The organism is Xanthomonas sp. NCPPB 1062 (assembly GCF_041481705.2).
GTDB classification, from domain to species: Bacteria; Pseudomonadota; Gammaproteobacteria; order Xanthomonadales; family Xanthomonadaceae; genus Xanthomonas; species Xanthomonas euvesicatoria.
Genome location: NZ_CM192987.1, coordinates 3,068,370 through 3,085,207, shown reverse-complemented (window position 1 = coordinate 3,085,207; position 16,838 = coordinate 3,068,370). Strand labels below are relative to the sequence as shown.

The following is a 16,838-nucleotide window of genomic DNA, read 5'->3' as shown; positions in this document are numbered from 1 at the left end:
GTGCGCCTGGCACGCGGGCCGATAGGCGCCGAGAGCATGCGCAGTCGCACACGGACGTCGCGGCCGGGTTCCGCACAACAAAAAGGCCGCGAGATCGTCGCGGCCTTGCTTGACTGAGTCCGGGCAACCGAGCGTTACAGCACGCGACGCGCCTGGATGAACTTCTCGCTCCAGTAGCCGCTCGCCAGCGAATCCACGCGCACGTCCTTGCCGCGGCTGGGCGCGTGCAGGAACTTGCCGTCGCCGACCACCAGGCCGACATGGTCGATACGACCGCGCTTGCCGAAGAACACCAGGTCGCCAGCCTTCAGCGCGCTCGGGTCCTTGATCAGTTCGGCCGATTCGTCGCGGGCGATGTCGCGCGAGACGCGCGGCAGATCGATGCCGAGTGCAGTCTTGAACACATAGCCGACCAGGCCGCTGCAATCGAACCCTTCGGTGGACTCGCCGCCCCAGACATACGGGGTGCCGAGCAGGGCCATGGCGCGCTGCAGGATCACCTGCACGCGGCTGTCGGCCACGGCGTTCTGGGCCGCATTGGCTGCGCTCTGCGACACGTCGTAGTTGGCAAGCAGGCGGCTGAGATCGCCGGCGAACATTGCCGAGCGGTCCATCAGCGGAATGGCGTCGTTGGCAGCCAGGTGCGGAAGCAGGGCGGCCAGTGTTGCAGTGGCAGCGGCGTCGGCGCGGCTGCGGGTTGCGGCTTTCTCGGCGGCGACGGCGCTGTCAGGCGTGGTCGTCTGCGGAGCGGATGGCGTGCTGCTGGCGGTCTGCGCGAATGCGGGAAGTGCTGCAATCGAGAGAGCGGTGGCGCATAGCAGGCGGAGCGGTTTCCGGGGCGGAAGCGGTGCGGCGCCAGTTTTGATCTGTTCGTCGTTCGTCACGCGGGAATCACAGTTCTGCTGTCGATGCGAGATGATGCCCTGGTGAAAGAATCGTTACGTTCAAAAAAAGTTAACTTTCCGTTTTATGACTTGTGATCTACGTCACATTTCAGTGTAAAACCCGCTTCGAACCTGAATAATGGTCACGCCAGTAGGCTCCATCAAGGAAATCCAGGCGGACCGTACCGCCCGTGGTAGGGGCATGCACGAAGCGGCCTTCACCGACATAAATGCCGACGTGGGTCACGTTGCCGCCGGAGCCAAAAAACACCAGATCGCCGGTGGCAAGTCGCTCGGGCGGGATGCGCGGGCCCTGAATTGCGGCCAGTTCGCGGGAGGTGCGCGGTAGCGCCAGGGCCAATACATCCCGGTAGACATAGGTGACCAGCCCGCTGCAGTCGAACCCGGTCTCTGGCGTGTTGCCGCCGAACCGGTACGGGGTGCCCACCAACCCCAGCGCGCGCATCAGGATGTTGTTGGCGGCGGCCGGGTCGGCTGGCGTTACCTGCGGCCACACGCGCGTTGTCGGCGGTGGCGCGGCCGGGCGCTGAACCGGCGTGTGCGACGAACAGCCCCCCAGGAGCAGCAGGCCCAGCAACAGGCTGGCCGCGGCGCAACGGGCGCGGGCGGCGAAAACTGGCGTGATATGCATGGAGCCGGGATAATGGGCGGTTCGAAAGGTCGCCATGATGGCGGCGCACCCGGCGGCCGACAAGCCGTCCTCAACCGTCTGCCACCGGGCAGCCCATTCAGAGCCAGGCATGAAGATCGAAAAAGACAGCGTCGTCCGCTTCCATTACACCGTTTCGGAGATCGGCCAGGAGCCGATCGAGAGCTCCAAGGAGCGTGACCCGTTGGCGATCATGATCGGCCACGGCAACATCATCCCGGGCCTGGAAGCGGCCATGATGGGGAAGGAGGCCGGCGAGAGCTTCGGCGTGGACGTCAAGGCCACCGACGCCTACGGCGAATACCGCGAAGGCCTGAGCCAGCGCGTACCCAAGAAGCATTTTGGCGCCACCAAGCTGGTGCCCGGCACCCAGGTCGTGCTGCAGACCAACTTCGGCCCGCGCGCAGTGACGGTGCAGAAAGTCGGCATGAGCGTGGTCGATGTGGACCTCAATCACCCCATGGCCGGCAAGGATCTGCATTTCGACGTGGAGATCGTCGAAGTGCGTGAAGCCACCGCAGAAGAACGCGACCACGGCCATGTGCACGGCGACGGCGGTCATCACCACTAAGGGTGGGGCACGCGCTCGTATGGCGGTTGGACGGGTGCGACGCCTGCGCGCCACTGACGTAGGCCGGTCATCCGGCGCTGCGCTGGCGCATGCACTCCACGCGCATGTCGGCCCATCCGTGCGGTTTGCCGCGGCGCGTGCATGATTGCTGTTCCTGACGGCCCGCCCCATCGGCGGGCCGTTTGCATTCTGCGGCGCGCGCCGCCGTATCTGGTTGCCTGAGCCGTGATGACATCCCGCGACGTGCTGCTTCCCATTGCTGCGACCGAGCGCATCGTCGTGCTGGATGTCCTGCGCGGCGTGGCGCTGCTGGGCATTCTGCTGATGAACATCGAAGCCTTTGTCGGGCCGCTCGATCTGGCCATGACCGGCGTGGAGCCGCATTGGCATGGCGCCGACCGGGTTGCCGATGCGCTGGTTTACGTGTTCGTGCAAGGCAAGTTCTACACGCTATTTTCGCTGTTGTTCGGCATGGGCTTTGCGGTGATGGCGCAGCGCGCCGCGCAGGCCGGGCGCGCGTTCTTCGGCCTGTATCTGCGCCGCACCCTCGGGCTGTTGGTGATCGGGCTTGCCCACGCGCTGCTGGTGTGGTCCGGCGATGTCCTGGTGACCTATGCCCTGCTGGCGTTGCTGCTGTTCAGTGCGCGCAACGTGCCGACCGTGACGCTGCCGTGGTTCGCTGCGTTGGTGTACCTGTGCGCACCCGGGCTGACCCTGCTGTACGGGGTGGCAGGCGAGTTGGCGCAGGCCGATCCTGCCGCGACGGTGCAGTGGAAAGCGGCGATGGCCGACGCCGCGCAGCAGGCGCTGGCGAATGTGCAGGCGCAGCGCGCCGCATTCGGCAGCGGCACTTACCTGCAGGCGACGGTGCAGCGCTGGCATGACTTTCAGCAGGCGATGACCGGGCTCAGCATCAATGGCCCGGCCATGCTCGGCATGTTCCTGCTCGGCAGCTGGTTCGTGCGCAGCGGTGCGATCGCCGCGCCCGAGCGCTTCCCCCGTTTGTTTGCGACGCTGCGCCATGGCGTGTTGCCGCTCGGGCTGGGCGTGATGCTGGCAAGTTATGCATTGGAGCCGTGGATCGATCCGGCGCGGCTGGACCTGCGCCTGTCCGGCGCCTTCGCGCTGTCGCTGATTGCAGGGCCGTTGATGTGCCTGGGCTACGCCGCATGGGTGGTGCGCCTGGCGCCGCGTCTGGCATGGCTTGCGCCGGCGGGGCGGATGGCATTGAGCAATTATCTGCTGCAATCGCTGGTCTGCACCGGCATCTTCTACGGCTACGGGCTGGGCTATTTCGAACAGCTGCCGCGGGTGTGGCAGCTGCCGTTCGCGCTGGCACTGTTCGCGCTACAGGTGCAGCTGAGCCGGTGCTGGCTGCACTGGTTCCGCTTCGGGCCGATGGAATGGCTATGGCGCAGCGCGACCTATCTGCAGATGCCGCCGATGTGGCGTGGCGCTGGGCGCGCCGGGTAGCGCCTGCATGCACGGCAGCCGCGATGATGTGGTGGTGATCGGTGCGGGCGCGATTGGCCTGGCCACCGCGCTGGCACTGGTCGAAGCGGGCCGGCAGGTGCGCGTGCTCGATGCCGGTGCGCCCGGTGCGGCGACCTCCTACGGCAATTGCGGCACCATCACGCCAAGCCATGCACCGCCGCTGGCGGCGCCCGGCATGATTGCGCAGGCACTGAAATGGATGTTCACCCCGGACGCGCCGCTGTATATCCCGCCACGTCTGGATCCGGGGTTGTGGCGCTGGCTGCTGCGTTTTGCGCGGCGCTGCAATTCACGCGATTGGCAGGCCAGTGCACAGGCGCGCGCGGCGTTGTTGCACGACGCGCGGCAGCGCTTCGACGCGTGGGTGGCGCGGTACGGGTTGGAGTGCGAGTTTCGTAACGACGGGCTGGATTACGTGTTCGGCGATGCGCGCCGCTTTGCGCAATACCGCGACGAATGCGCGCTGCTGGCGCAGTGGGGGATCCGGGCCGAGGTCATCGATGGTGCGGACTACATACGCCAGGATCCCGCATTTCGCGATGGGATCGCCGGTGCGATCCACTTCCCGGGCGATGCCCATCTGCGCCCGGAGCAGTACACCGCAGAGCTTGCGAGGGTGCTGCGCGCACGTGGCGTGGTGATCGATGCGCACTGCCGCGTGCAGGCAATCGTGCCCGATGGAGCTGGCAGCTGCGTGCAGACCGAGCACGGCAAGCGCCCTGCGCGCGAAGTGGTGATCGCAACCGGGCCATGGTCGCCGGTGCTGGCGGCGCAACTTGGTTTGCGCCTGCCGGTGCAGGCCGGCAAGGGCTATTCGATTACCTACAGCGCGCCGCATCTGATGCCGCGCCGCCCGGTGGTGTTGAAGGACCGCTGGGTGTTTGTGGTGCCGTGGCGCGACCGCCTGCGCATCGGCAGCACGATGGAATTTTCCGGGCGCGATACGCAGCTCAATGCCACACGCCTGGCTGCGTTGGAGCGTGCAGCGGCCGAATATCTTCAGGCGCCATGCGGGCCTGCGGTGATCGAGCGCTGGTACGGATGGCGGCCGATGACCTGGGACGACGTGCCGGTCCTGGGCGCGGTGCCGGGCCATCCTCACGTCTGGCTCGCAGCCGGGCATGGCATGCTCGGCATCAGCATGAGCACTGCAAGCGGACAATTGATGGCCGACCTGATCACGGGCCGCGCACCCGCGCTGGACCCGCATCCTTACCGGGCGGAGCGTTTCGCATGAGTGCGCGTTACGACTACGACGTGGTGATTCTGGGTGGCGGCTCCGGCGGCCTCGCGGCTGGATTTCGCGCAGCAAAACATGGCGCGCGCGTGGCGATCATGGAGCCCGACGAACTGGGCGGCACCTGCGTCAATCTCGGTTGCGTGCCGAAGAAGGCGATGTGGCTGGCAGCCGATCTGGCCGGCAAGATCGAGTTGGCCAGCGCGCTGGGATTCGAGGTGCCGCGCCCGACGCTGGCCTGGCAGGAGCTGGTCACGCATCGGCAGGGGTACATCTCCAACATCCACGCCAGCTATCGACGCCGCCTCAACGAAGATGGCGTGGTCCTGATCCCGCAGCGCGGCGTATTGCAGGACCGCCATACCGTCATGGGCGGCGACGGCGTACGGGTGACCGCCGAGCACATCGTTATCGCCACCGGTGCACACCCGTTACGCCCGGACGTGGAGGGCGCAGAACATGGCGAAGTCTCCGACGATTTCTTCAATCTCTGCCATGCGCCCGAGCGGGTCGCGATTGTGGGCGGTGGCTATATCGCGGTGGAAATCGCCGGGCTGCTGCAGGCCCTGGGAAGTCGCGTGCATCTGTTCGTGCAGGGCGAGCGCTTGCTGGAGCGCTTCGATGCGGAGCTCACCTTGCAGTTGGCCGACAACCTGCGCCATCTGGGTGTGCGGCTGCACTTCGGTTTCACCACCACCGCATTGGAGCGCGATCTGCACGGTGCGTTGCGCGTGCATGGTCATTGCGTGCATCCGCGCGAGCAGGGCAACGACGTCTTCGACAAGGTGTTTTTTGCGGTGGGTCGCCGCGCCAATACCGCCGGGCTGGGTCTGGAGGCGGTGGGCGTTGCGCTTGGCGACAAGGGCGAAGTGGTGGTGGACGACGGGCAGACCACCAACGTGCCGAATATTCACGCCATCGGCGATGTGGGCGGCAAGGTCGGACTGACGCCGGTGGCGATTGCGGCAGGGCGCAAGCTGATGGATCGCCTGTTCGGTCACCAGCCGGATGCGCGCATGGACTACGAAAACGTGCCCAGCGTGGTGTTTTCGCACCCGCCGCTTGGCAATGTCGGGCTCACCGAAGAACAGGCGCGTGCACGGTACAACGGTGCGGTGCGCGTGTACCGCAGCAATTTCCGCCCGATGCTGCACGCGCTGGCCGACGCGCCGCAGCGCAGTCTGTTCAAGCTGGTGTGCGTGGGCGAGGAGGAACGTGTGGTCGGTGTCCATCTGCTGGGTGAGAGCGCCGACGAAATGCTGCAAGGCTTTGCGGTGGCGGTGAAGATGGGCGCGACCAAGCGGGACTTCGAGGAGACCGTGGCGATTCATCCCACTTCGTCTGAAGAGATTGTGTTGATGCATTGAGGGGGGCGCTGTCGCCATCGATGGTGGGTTGCCGCGTGGCGGCGCATGAGGCGATGCCTTGATCAATGCCAGGCTGGGATAGCCAGTGGCAGCCGTAGCCTCATCCGGCGCTGCGCGTCACCTGGTCCCCCAGTGTCTTGATGGAAGAATGGACCGAGCTTCTGTCCCTGTGGGAGAGGGTTGGGGTGAGGGTCTGGTACAAGCGACGCATCGATCCAACGCGACCTGATGTTCAAGGTTGGTTGTACCTTTATCCACCAACAAACGACGACTGATTGCGTGTCCTCGGCGGTTTGCTTTGCTGGGCCCGCACCTCAAGCCCTCTCCCGGGAGCAGAGGGCTTGCAACTTTCCCCTCGCGTGCAGGGCGATCCGCACACGCACGCTCATCAGCTGGCATGCTTGTGCGATGCCCACATCTCGCCATCCAACACCGCGCGGCACCGCCAGCCCGCCTGCGCGCGCAGGCTCCAAGAGCGCGTCACTGTCCGGCGAGCAGGCGCGGCTGCGGATTCTTCAGGCGATCGGCGCAATTCCCGTGGGCGAGGTCGCCGGTTATGGGGAAGTTGCCCGGCGCGCGGGCCTGCCGGGCCGTGCGCGACTGGTGGCACGCGTGCTCAGCGGCAACGACGACCCGCAGCTGCCCTGGCACCGCGTATTGCGCAGCGACGGCCGGATTGCCTTGCCCGAAGGCTCGGCAGGCTACCGCGAGCAATGCCAGCGCCTGCGCGACGAGGGCGTCCAGGTGGAACGTGGCCGTGTGCGCCGGGCCAGCGCCGCGCAGCGGCTGGATGCGGCCGTGTGGGGACCTTCATAAGCCTGCCGTTATCATCGGCAGCATTCCGAAGGAAGCCGCCATGCCTCAATTGCCGCCCGTCACCAAAGCATTACTGATCGCCAACATCGGCTTGTTCCTGCTGCAATGGGCGGTGGGCGACCTGGGCGCTGGCGTGTTGCCATCGGACAGCGTGTTGTCGTGGCTGATGTTGTGGCCGCTGTCCAACGGCTTCGATGCGTTTACGCCGGGTGCCAGCTTCATGCCCTGGCAGCTGCTGACCTACGCATTCCTGCATGGCGGCTTCAACCATCTATTTTTCAACATGCTGGCGCTCTTCATGTTCGGCGCGCCGTTGGAACAGACCTGGGGCCAGAAGCGCTTTCTCACCTACTACCTCGTGTGCGTCGCCGGCGCCGGCCTGTGCCAGTTGCTGATGGCCTGGTTCACGCAAAGCGGTGCGCCGGTCGTCGGCGCATCGGGCGGCGTGTTCGGTTTGCTGCTGGCTTACGGAATGCTGTTCCCCAATCAGCGCGTGATGCTGCTGTTCCCGCCGATTCCAATGAAGGCGCGGACCTTCGTGATCGTGTTCGGCGCGATCGAGTTACTGCTCGGGGCGACCGGTTGGCAGCCTGGCGTGGCCCACTTCGCGCATCTGGGCGGCATGCTGTTCGGCTGGCTGATGATCCGCTACTGGCGCGGCCAGTCGCCATTCGGCGGCAGCGGCGGAAGGAAGGGCGGCGGGAAGCGCAAGCCGCCGTTGCGCGTGGTGCGTTGAGATCCACGCTGCTCCGTAGGAGCGACCCTGGCCGCGATGGGGTTTTACCGGCAAGGCTTCATCTCGGCCGGGCCGCCCCTACGAAGAGCGCGTTGAGGTAAGCAACGGATGGGCGAAATGCCAGGCACAAAAAAAGAGCGCGGAGTCCGCGCTCTTTTTTATTGCCTGCCACTGCGTGCTGATTGCCAGCGACCTGCTGGCGCCTGACTCAGCGCCAGATCTTCAACTGCTCGGCATCCACGCGCTGCATCGGCTGGCCGGCCTTGCAGCTGAACGCTGCACCGAACTCGGGCAGGTTCGAGAGCGGGCCGTTGGTGCGCCACTGGCCCGGTGCGCGGATGTCGGCGCTTGCGCGCTGCACCGCCTCGTTGGGCGACAACTGCTGTGCCCACAGCCCGGCCCAGGCGGTGAAGAAGGCTTGCTTGTCGGCCTCGGTGGCTGCCGGCTGCGCCTTGTTGAACGCCTGCCAGGCCAATTCGACGCCGGCCAGATCGGCCAGGTTCTCTTCGGCGGTCTGCGCACCATTGACCTTGGCGTTGGGCACGCCCGGGTACGGGTAGGCGGAGAACTGCGCGGCGACCTTGTTGGTCAGCATGGTCCAGCTCGCCTTTTCGGCCGGCGTCCACCAGCTGCGCAATTCGCCCTTGGCATCGACCAGCGAGCCCTTGGCATCGATCGCACGGGTGATCTCGTGTGCGACCAGCGCACCGTAGGCACCGTACTGCGCGGCCTGGGTGCCGCCGGTGGTCAACACCGGCGCCTGCAACACGGCGGCAGTGACGATCAGGCGGTTCTGCGCAATGTCGTAGGCCACCGCCGGCTGTTGCGGCAGCACGTCCCAGCGACGGTCGGCGTTGCCCTTGCCGATGCGCTTCATCTCTTCGCGGTGGCGCCAGGTCGAGGCGATCAGCATATTGCCGCCGAAACTGCCGCGCCCCATCGGCTGCACGGTGTAATCCAGGTCGCGTCGCGGCGCGCCGACTTCGATCTTCATCGCGGCCAGCTTGGCCTTGGCTTCGGCCACCACCTCGCCGTTGCCCCAACCGGTGCGCTCCAGTGCGGCCAGCTGTGCATCGCGCACCTGGTCTGCGATGGCTTCGGCCTGGCGACGGGTGTCGCTGCTCAGATAACGCGCCACGTACTCGCGGCCGAGCATCGGGCCGGCGGCCACGTTGATCGCGTCCAGCACCTGCTGCCAACGCTGCGGCGGCACCGCATCGCCACGCAGCAGACGGCCACGGAACTGGTATTCGGCATCGTGGAAGCTCTTGGACAGGTACGGCGCCATCGCATCGCCCACGCGCCAGCGCAGGTAGGCCTTCCATTGGTCCGGCTTGATGCTGACGATCATGCTGTCGAGTTGCTTGAACATGGCCGGGTCGGCCATCGACACCAGGTCGTCCTTGACGCCCTGCGCCTCCAGAAAGTCGGCCAGGCGCAGGTTCTTGTACTGCTTGCCCAGTTCCTTGGTGGCGATCGGTGCGTAGTTGTTGAACGGGTTGTTGATGCCCTGCACCGACTGCGCGCTACGCGCCAGCGCGGTTTCGATCTGCAGCACGGAGGCTGCGTCGGCGTCGAGCTTGTCGGCAGCGGTGCCGGTCAGCGCCAGGATCTGCTTGACGTACGCGCGGTAGCGGCCCATCAGCGCCTGGGTGTCGGCGTCGGTGCGGGTGTAGAAGGCCGGGTCGGGCAGGCCCATGCCGCCCTGCATGAAGTAGCCGATATGGCGATCGAGCGCCTTCAGGTCCACGTCCGGGCCGAAATTGAAGCCGACCGGAATACCGACCTGATGCAACGCGGCGATGGAAGCGGGCACATCCTTGGCCTTCTTGATCGCGTCGATGCGCGAGAGCAGGGGAGCGATCGGGTTGGAGCCGTCCTTCTCCACAGCCGATTCGTCCAGGCCGCTGGCCCAGAAATCGCCGAGCAGCTTCTGCACGTTGCCCTGCGGGGACTTCATCGATGCATCGAGCAACTCGCGCTGTTGCTGCAGGGCGCGCTCGGACAATTGACCCAGCGCGGTGACGGCGCCGGCCTGCGGCACGGGGTTGGCCTTGAGCCAGCTGGCGTTGGCGTAGTCGTAGAAATTGGTGCAGGCCGCCGAGACGGCCGGAGCCTTGGGCGCTGCGGCCTTCTTCTTGCGAGCGGCGTCGGCGTCGGGGGCGGACAGCAGCGAGATCAGGCTGAAGCCAAGAGCGAGGGCAAGCGGACGAATGGTGGGCATCGAGAAGAAGGGTGGCCAGATTGAAGTCGGCGGAGTTTAGCAAGGCTGCGTGCCGCGCAGGCAGGCGCGCGCGCCGGTTCGTGTTCGGTGCCGGCCGCTTGCATGAATGCGACAGGCCCGCGCGTGCGGGCCTGTACCGGGTGCCACCGTGTTGGAAGCGCTTGCAGCCGTCGCCTGTGCAGGCTTACCAGATCACCACACGGTCTTTTTCTGGCCGCACCATCGCATCGCCGGCCTTGCAGGAAAATGCCTTGGCGAAGGAGGGCATGTTCGAGGGCGGGGCAATGGCGCGCAGGTTGTCGGGCGCATGGGGGTCGCTTGCCAGGTAGACCAGCTGCTGCTGTTCGCGCGTCTGCCCACGCCAGCTGCGTGCATAGTTCAGGAAGAAGCGTTGATCCGGGCTGTAGCCGTCGATCGCGACGGCGCGTTCCGGATGCGCGCGCAGATCTGCCTGCAACGCATCGTAGGCGACGTTGGTACCGCCCAGGTCGGCGATGTTTTCGCCCAGGCTGAGCCTGCCATTGACGTGCACCGTGGGGTGGTCGGGCAGCGGCACGTAGGCATCGAACTGTTTGACCAGTCGCTCGGCACGTTGCTCGAAGGCCTTGCGATCCTGCGGTGTCCACCAGTCGACATTGTTGCCGGCGCCGTCGAACTGGCGGCCCTCATCGTCGAAGCCGTGCGTGGCTTCGTGCCCGATCACTGCGCCGATGCCGCCGTAGTTCAAGGCGTCGTCCGCACTGGCGTCGAAGAACGGCGGCTGCAGAATTCCGGCAGGGAAATTGATGGAATTGGTGCTGGGGTCGTAATACGCATTGACCGTCTGCGGGGTCATCTGCCAGCGCATCCGGTCGGTGGGCTTACCGATCTGGGCGATGTCGTAGTGATAATTGAATTTCGCTGCTGCCTGCAGGTTGCGGTAATACGCGCCAGGCACGATCTCCAGCCCCGACCAGTCGCGCCAGGTGTCGGGATAGCCGATTTTGGGCAGGAATGTTTGCCACTTGGCGATGGCCTTGGCCTTGGTTTCCGGGCTCATCCAGTCGACGTTCTCGATGCGCGCCTTGAGCGCAACACGCACGTTGTCCACCAAGTCGCTGGCACGCTGTTTGGCTTCCGGCGTGAACACCTTGGCGACGTAGAGCTGCCCCAGCCCTTCGCCCATTGCGCCGTTGACCGTGCGTAATACGCGCTTCCAACGCGGCTGCTGTTCGGGTTGCCCGGACAGCGTTTTGCCATAGAACGCGAAGTTGTTGTCGACGAAGGCCTTGCTGAGCTGCTTGGAGGCGTCGTCGATGGTGTGGAAGCGCAGATAGGCCTGCCATTGTGCGATCGGCGCGTTCGCCAGCTGACGATCGAATTCGGCGAAGAACCGCGGCTGCGACAGGGAAAAGCCGGTACCGCTGTCGATGCCTTGCACGGCAAAGAAATTGCTCCATGCAAAGTGCGGCGTGAGTTTGTCGGCCTCGGCCGTGCTGACGAAGTGATACTGGTTCCTGGGGTCACGCGCCTCGGTGCGTGTGAGCGAGGCCGCGGCCAGCCGTGTTTCGAGCGCCAGGACCTCGCTCGCCTGTGCCTTGGCGGCGTCTGTGGTGCTGCCGGTGAGCTCGAAGGATTTGGCGATGTAAGCCAGATATGCCTCGCGAATAGGCGCGTATTCGGGAGAGGTGTAGTACTCCTTGGTCGGCAGGCCCAGTCCACCTTCCTGCGCGAACCCGATCTGCCTGTCGGCATGTTTGAAGTCCGCACGTGCGCCGAAATCGAACACCTGCGCATCGCCTTCGGCAAAACGATGCGTGATGTAGTCGGCAACCTCCTTGCCTGAGGTCAGCGCGGCGATGGCGTCGAGCTGTGGCTTGATCGGCCGGTCGCCGGCCGCTTCGATGGCCGCTTCATCCATGCCCGAGGCATACAGCATGCCGATCTTGTGGGCGACAGGATTGGTTTGGGTGTCCGCCTGCCTTGCGGCGTCTTCGGCAATCTGGCGTTGGGTGGTCAGGCTGTTCTCCACGAGCACGTCGGAGACCCCCCAACTGGTGCGGTCGGCCGGGATGGGATTGGCTTTTTTCCAACGGCCATTGACGAAATCGTCCAGGTTCTGGCACGCGTTGGTAGCTGCATCCAGTTCGCCGATGTCGAATGCAGGTTTCGCGGCCGCTGTCGCTGCAGGTGCCGAGGTCGCGGTTTTTTCCGGCGTGCTGCTGGTTTGCGCTTCGCGTTGGCAGCCTGCCAGGGCGACCAGCAGGGCAAGGGCAAGCGTGGAGGTCTTGGTGTGTGACATGGGCGCCAGTGGCTGGGATAAACGCCGAGCATAAGCGGACCCATCACCAGGGGGCGCGTGCGTTGAGTTTTGTTGAGGCTTGCATGCAGGCGCGATTGCAGATCGCACCGCATTGCAGCTGGTGTTTGCGGGTCTTGCGTAGCCTGCGCTTGTAGCCAGCGCAGCGACGGCGTCGCAGCAGGATGCGCGTTCTACCCGTTGGTCGGCATCGGTCTGGCAGCGCGTGCGTGCAGGAAAGATCATCCACTGCAGGAGCATGGCCTGCCTCGGTCGTTGGTGCCGGCTGGCGGATTTGGAGAAAGACGCTGCGGCAAATACCGGGTGCACAACGAAAACGGGCGGCCATCTTTCGATGGCCGCCCGTGGTTTTACCGCGCTTGCGCAATTACCAGATCACGACCTGCTTGTCGCCCTGACGCACCATCGCATCGCCCGCCTTGCACGAGAACGCGGCGGCGAAGGCCGGCATGTTCGACGGTGCGCCGATGGCGCGGAAGTTCGCCGGTGCATGCGGGTCGGTCTTCAGGCGCACGGCCAGTTCTTCCGGGGTGAAGTTGCGACGCCATACCGTGGCCCAGTTGAGGAAGAAGCGCTGGTCGCGGGTGATGCCGTCGGTCTTGGGGTCGTCCTTGCCGGCAGTGGCGGCCTTCATGGCGTCGTAGGCGGTGTTCAGGCCACCCAGGTCGGCGATGTTTTCGCCCAGGGTCAGGTCGCCCTTGACCTTGTCGCCGGCCGGCGTACGGTAGCCGTCGAACTGCGCCACCAGCTTGCCGGTGCGTGCCTTGAACGCGTCCAGGTCCTTCTGCGTCCACCAACCCGGATCGGGGATGAAGTTGCCATCGGCGCCGAAGCGGCTGCCCTGGTCGTCGTAACCGTGGGTCATCTCATGGCCGATCACTGCACCGATGCCGCCGTAGTTCATTTCCTCCGGCGCATTCGGGTCGAAGAACGGCGGCTGCAGGATGGCGGCCGGGAACACGATCTCGTTTTGCAGCGGGTTGTAGTAGGCGTTGACCGTCTGCGGGCTCATGCTCCATTCGGTCTTGTCCACCGGCTTGCCGATCTTGGACAGGTTCCACTTGTAGTTGAATTCCTGCGCGGCCATCACGTTGCCCAGGTAGCTGTCGCGGCCGGTGCTCAGGCCGTTCCACTCACGCCACTTTTCCGGGTAGCCGATCTTGGGCGTGAAGCTTTCCCACTTGGCGATGGCCTTGGTCTTGGTCTCCGGGCTCATCCAGTCCAGCTTTTCGATGCGGGCCTTGAGCGCGGTACGCAGATTGGTCACCAGGGTTTCCATCTTGGCCTTGGAATCGGCCGGGAAGGCAACCTTGACGTACAGCTGGCCCAGCGCTTCGCCGGCCTGGCCGTTGATGGTGGCCAGCACGCGCTTCCAACGCGGCTTGATTTCCTTCTGGCCGCGCATGGTCTTGTTGTAGAACGCGAAGTTCTCATCGACGAACGGCTGGCTCAGGAACGGCGAAGCGCCATCGACGGTGTGGAAGCGCAGGTACGCGCGCCAGATCGTCGGGTCGGTATCGGCGATCATCTTGCTCACTTCCTGATGGAAGGCGGGGATCGCCAGCGAGAACATCTCCGGCGTGACCACGCCCTGCGACTTGAAGAACTCGGTCCACGACCAGTTCGGGGTCAGCTTGTCGGCCTCGGCGGGGGAGATCGGGTTGTAGGCCAGCGAGGCGTCGCGCGACAGCTCGGTGCTGGTCTTGGACACCTTGGCCAGGCGGGTTTCGAACGCGACCACTTGCTTGGCCTGCGCGGCGGCATCGGCCGCGGCCACGCCCGACAGCTCCAGCACCTTGGCGATGTGCGCCTGGTAGGCCTCTAGCTTGGCCTTGTTGGCGGGGCTGGTGTAGTACTCCGGGTCCGGCAGGCCCAGGCCTCCCTGCATGGCATAGGCGATGTTCTGGCTGGACTTCTTGAAGTCCGCTTCGGCGCCGAAGCCGAAAAGGACGTTGTTGCCCTTGGCCGCGCTGCTGCGCAGGTAGTCCACCAGCTTGGCCTGGTCGCTGATCGCGTCGATGGCGGCCAGTTCCGGCTTCAGCGGCTCGATGCCCTGCGCGTTGATCTTGGCTTCGTCCATGCCGGTCGACCACAGGTCGCCGACGATCTTTTCCACACCGGTGGCCTTGCCGTCGGCTGCGGCCTGTTCCACCAACTGCCGCTGGATCGCATTGGAGCGCTCGTCGAGCATCTCGAACGCGCCCCAGCTGGTGCGGTCGCTCGGCACCGGGTTGGCGGCCAGGAACTTGGCATTGGCGTAGGCGTTCAGATCGGTACAGGCGTTGCTGTTGGGGTCTAGGTCGGCCGCGGTGAACTGGTTCACTGCCGGCAGCTTGCTCTGGTCCAGGGTCAGCGTCTTGGGCGCTGCCGGGGTAGTGGCCGCGGTGTCGCCCGCAGGGGCGGCAGGTGCGGTGTCTTCGGACTTCTTGCAACCGCTCAGGGCGGTGGCCACGGCCAGGGTCAGCGTCAATAAATGAGGTGTACGAATCACAAAGGACTCCGGAAGCATCGATGGGAAGCCCCGTCGCCGGGGCCGTGGCCGGCACTCTACGCCTCGCCAGCCGGATGGCATGGTGTCGAAGGTCATGGGTGCGGGGCGTAGAGGGCCGGGGGAGGCACCAGCTTTTGGGGCGCGGGGGTACCGAACATCCAGTGAGCCGGCCCGCCATGGCCAGTAGGCAACGGCGGTACTGTCGATGTCACACAACCTGCAGCTGTCGGCTGGAGGTGTCGGCGTGGTCACCCCCGAATCACCCAGCGGGGCACTTGCTGGCAACCACTAGCGGCACTGTGCAGCGACCGTTCTTCGCCTACCACCTGCGCGCGCCGCCGCAGTGCTGCATTGTTAGCGGCGGGCAGGCTCATACGCTGCCGTTGACAGATGGTGGGCGCAGATGAGCGGTGCTATATACCAGTGCATGCCCGTCGCCTCTGAACCCCTGGATGCACTGATCATCGGCGCCGGCCACAACGGGCTGGTGTGCGCTGCCTATCTGGCCAAGGCTGGTAAAAGGGTGCTGGTGTTGGAAGCGCGCGACGTGGTTGGCGGTGCGGCGGTGACCGAGGAGTTTCATCCAGGTTTCCGCAATTCGGTGGCGGCGTACACGGTGTCGTTGCTGCAACCCAAGGTCATCGCCGATCTCGCACTGGAGCGCCATGGCCTGCACGTGGTGCCGCGACGTCTCAACAATTTTCTGCCGTTGCCGAACGGTGACTATTTGCTTGCCGGGGCAGGGCGCACGGCACAGGAAGTTGCCAGGTTTTCAGCGCGGGATGCGGCCGCATTGCCCGCCTACGAAGCGCGGTTGGAGCAGTTGGCCGACGTATTGCGTGCGCTGGCCTTGCAGCCACCGCCTGATGTCACCGATGGCGGCTGGTTGCAGGTATTGCCGCAGCTATGGCGGGCAGGCAAGCTCGGGCTGCAGTTGCAGGGCCTGCCGCTGACATTGCGCCAGGAGCTGTTGGACCTGTTTACGATTGCAGCGGCCGAATATCTGGATCGCTGGTTCGAAAGCGCGCCGATCAAGGCCTTGTTCGGCTTCGATGGCATTGTCGGCAATTACGCCAGTCCCCACACGCCGGGTACCGCATACGTGTTGTTGCACCACGTGTTCGGGCAGAGCAACGGGGTCAAGGGGGCATGGGGCCACGCCATCGGTGGCATGGGCGCGATCACTCAGGCCATGGCCGCCAGCGCGCGCGAACACGGCGTGCAAATCCGTACCGGCTGCGTGGTGGAGCGCGTGTTGGTGGAGCAGGGGCGTGCGGTCGGTGTCGTCACGACCGGCGGTGAGACGATCCACGCCCGCGCGATCGTGGCCAACGTCAACCCGAAACTGCTGTATCAGCGCCTGATGCGGCCAGGCGACGTGCCTGCGACAACGCGCGAACGTATTGCCCATTACCGCTGCGGGTCGGGCACCTTCCGCATGAATGTCGCACTCTCGCGCCTGCCGGATTTCACCGCCTTGCCGGGCACGGGCGATCATTTGACTGCCGGCATCATCCTGGCGCCCAGCCTGGATTACATGGACCGTGCCTGGCAGGATGCGCGCGCTTCGGGATGGTCACGCGAACCGGTGGTCGAGTTGCTGATTCCCAGCACGCTGGACGACACGCTGGCACCGCCCGGGCAACACGTGGCCAGCCTGTTCTGCCAGCACGTGGCACCGCAGCTGCCGGATGGCCGGCATTGGGACGATCATCGCGAGGAGGTGGCCGATCTGATGATCGCGACGGTCGAGCGCTACGCTCCCGGATTCGCGGCCTCGGTACTGGGCCGGCAGATCCTCAGCCCGCTCGATCTGGAACGCATCTTCGGGCTGACCGGCGGCGACATCTTCCACGGCGCCCTCAACCTCAATCAACTTTTCAGCGCACGCCCGATGCTGGGGCAGGGCGCCTATCGCGGCGCGATTGCCGGGCTGTATCTATGCGGCTCGGGAACCCACCCTGGCGGCGGGGTCACTGGCGCGCCTGGACATAATGCGGCGCGGGTGATTTTGGGTGGTTGAGTTTTTGCTGCAATGTATTGAATCGA

Annotated in this window: 12 protein-coding genes; 7 read left to right on the top strand and 5 right to left on the bottom strand. The window is 65.3% G+C overall.

The genetic code is table 11. The annotated features are described in order from the left end of the window. Window positions 1–134: 134 nt before the first annotated feature. On the bottom strand, window positions 135–884 hold the full coding sequence (locus tag ACCQ16_RS13485) for a C40 family peptidase (RefSeq protein WP_277572648.1): 750 nt from the start codon (window positions 882–884) through the stop codon (window positions 135–137). 109 nt (window positions 885–993) lie between these two features. After that, a complete protein-coding gene (locus tag ACCQ16_RS13480; RefSeq protein WP_011347978.1) occupies window positions 994–1,536 on the bottom strand; it encodes a C40 family peptidase in 543 nt (180 codons plus the stop codon). Between the two features lie 109 nt (window positions 1,537–1,645). On the opposite strand from ACCQ16_RS13480, the gene ACCQ16_RS13475 reads away from it, so the two are divergent. The 6 genes from ACCQ16_RS13475 to ACCQ16_RS13450 all read left to right on the top strand — a co-directional run bounded on the left by ACCQ16_RS13475 (window position 1,646) and on the right by ACCQ16_RS13450 (window position 7,775). Continuing rightward, window positions 1,646–2,125 (top strand): FKBP-type peptidyl-prolyl cis-trans isomerase, encoded by a 480-nt coding sequence (locus ACCQ16_RS13475; RefSeq protein ID WP_071117672.1) that lies wholly within the window; start codon window positions 1,646–1,648, stop codon window positions 2,123–2,125. Window positions 2,126–2,353: 228 nt separating this feature from the next. Further along, the gene (locus tag ACCQ16_RS13470) at window positions 2,354–3,598 is read left to right on the top strand and encodes a DUF418 domain-containing protein (RefSeq protein ID WP_277572649.1); all 1,245 of its coding nucleotides are present in this window, start codon (window positions 2,354–2,356) and stop codon (window positions 3,596–3,598) included. Continuing rightward, window positions 3,576–4,856, top strand: coding sequence for an NAD(P)/FAD-dependent oxidoreductase (locus ACCQ16_RS13465; RefSeq protein ID WP_031423371.1), 1,281 nt, complete (start codon window positions 3,576–3,578; stop codon window positions 4,854–4,856). Before ACCQ16_RS13470 ends, ACCQ16_RS13465 begins: the two co-directional genes overlap by 23 nt. Continuing rightward, window positions 4,853–6,223, top strand: coding sequence for a glutathione-disulfide reductase (gene gorA / locus ACCQ16_RS13460; protein ID WP_277572650.1), 1,371 nt, complete (start codon window positions 4,853–4,855; stop codon window positions 6,221–6,223). The genes ACCQ16_RS13465 and gorA overlap by 4 nt, the downstream gene beginning before the upstream one ends. Before the next feature lie 408 nt (window positions 6,224–6,631). Beyond that, window positions 6,632–7,039, top strand: a complete 408-nt coding sequence (locus ACCQ16_RS13455; RefSeq protein WP_011347973.1) for an MGMT family protein — start codon at window positions 6,632–6,634, stop codon at window positions 7,037–7,039. A 40-nt stretch (window positions 7,040–7,079) separates the two neighbouring features. Beyond that, entirely contained in the window at window positions 7,080–7,775 is a 696-nt protein-coding gene (locus ACCQ16_RS13450) for a rhomboid family intramembrane serine protease (RefSeq protein ID WP_277572651.1), read from the top strand. Between the two features lie 208 nt (window positions 7,776–7,983). Here ACCQ16_RS13450 and ACCQ16_RS13445 read toward each other — a convergent pair whose 3' ends face one another. The 3 genes from ACCQ16_RS13445 to ACCQ16_RS13435 form a co-directional block, all read right to left on the bottom strand. Next, entirely contained in the window at window positions 7,984–9,999 is a 2,016-nt protein-coding gene (locus ACCQ16_RS13445) for a M13 family metallopeptidase (RefSeq protein ID WP_029819771.1), read from the bottom strand. Window positions 10,000–10,183: 184 nt separating this feature from the next. Continuing rightward, window positions 10,184–12,280: a M13 family metallopeptidase gene (locus ACCQ16_RS13440; protein ID WP_372379978.1), complete on the bottom strand. Its 2,097-nt coding sequence runs from the start codon at window positions 12,278–12,280 to the stop codon at window positions 10,184–10,186. A 385-nt stretch (window positions 12,281–12,665) separates the two neighbouring features. After that, entirely contained in the window at window positions 12,666–14,768 is a 2,103-nt protein-coding gene (locus ACCQ16_RS13435) for a M13 family metallopeptidase (RefSeq protein ID WP_164738793.1), read from the bottom strand. Window positions 14,769–15,216: 448 nt separating this feature from the next. On the opposite strand from ACCQ16_RS13435, the gene ACCQ16_RS13430 reads away from it, so the two are divergent. Next, window positions 15,217–16,812: a phytoene desaturase family protein gene (locus ACCQ16_RS13430; protein WP_277572652.1), complete on the top strand. Its 1,596-nt coding sequence runs from the start codon at window positions 15,217–15,219 to the stop codon at window positions 16,810–16,812. Window positions 16,813–16,838 lie beyond the last annotated feature (26 nt).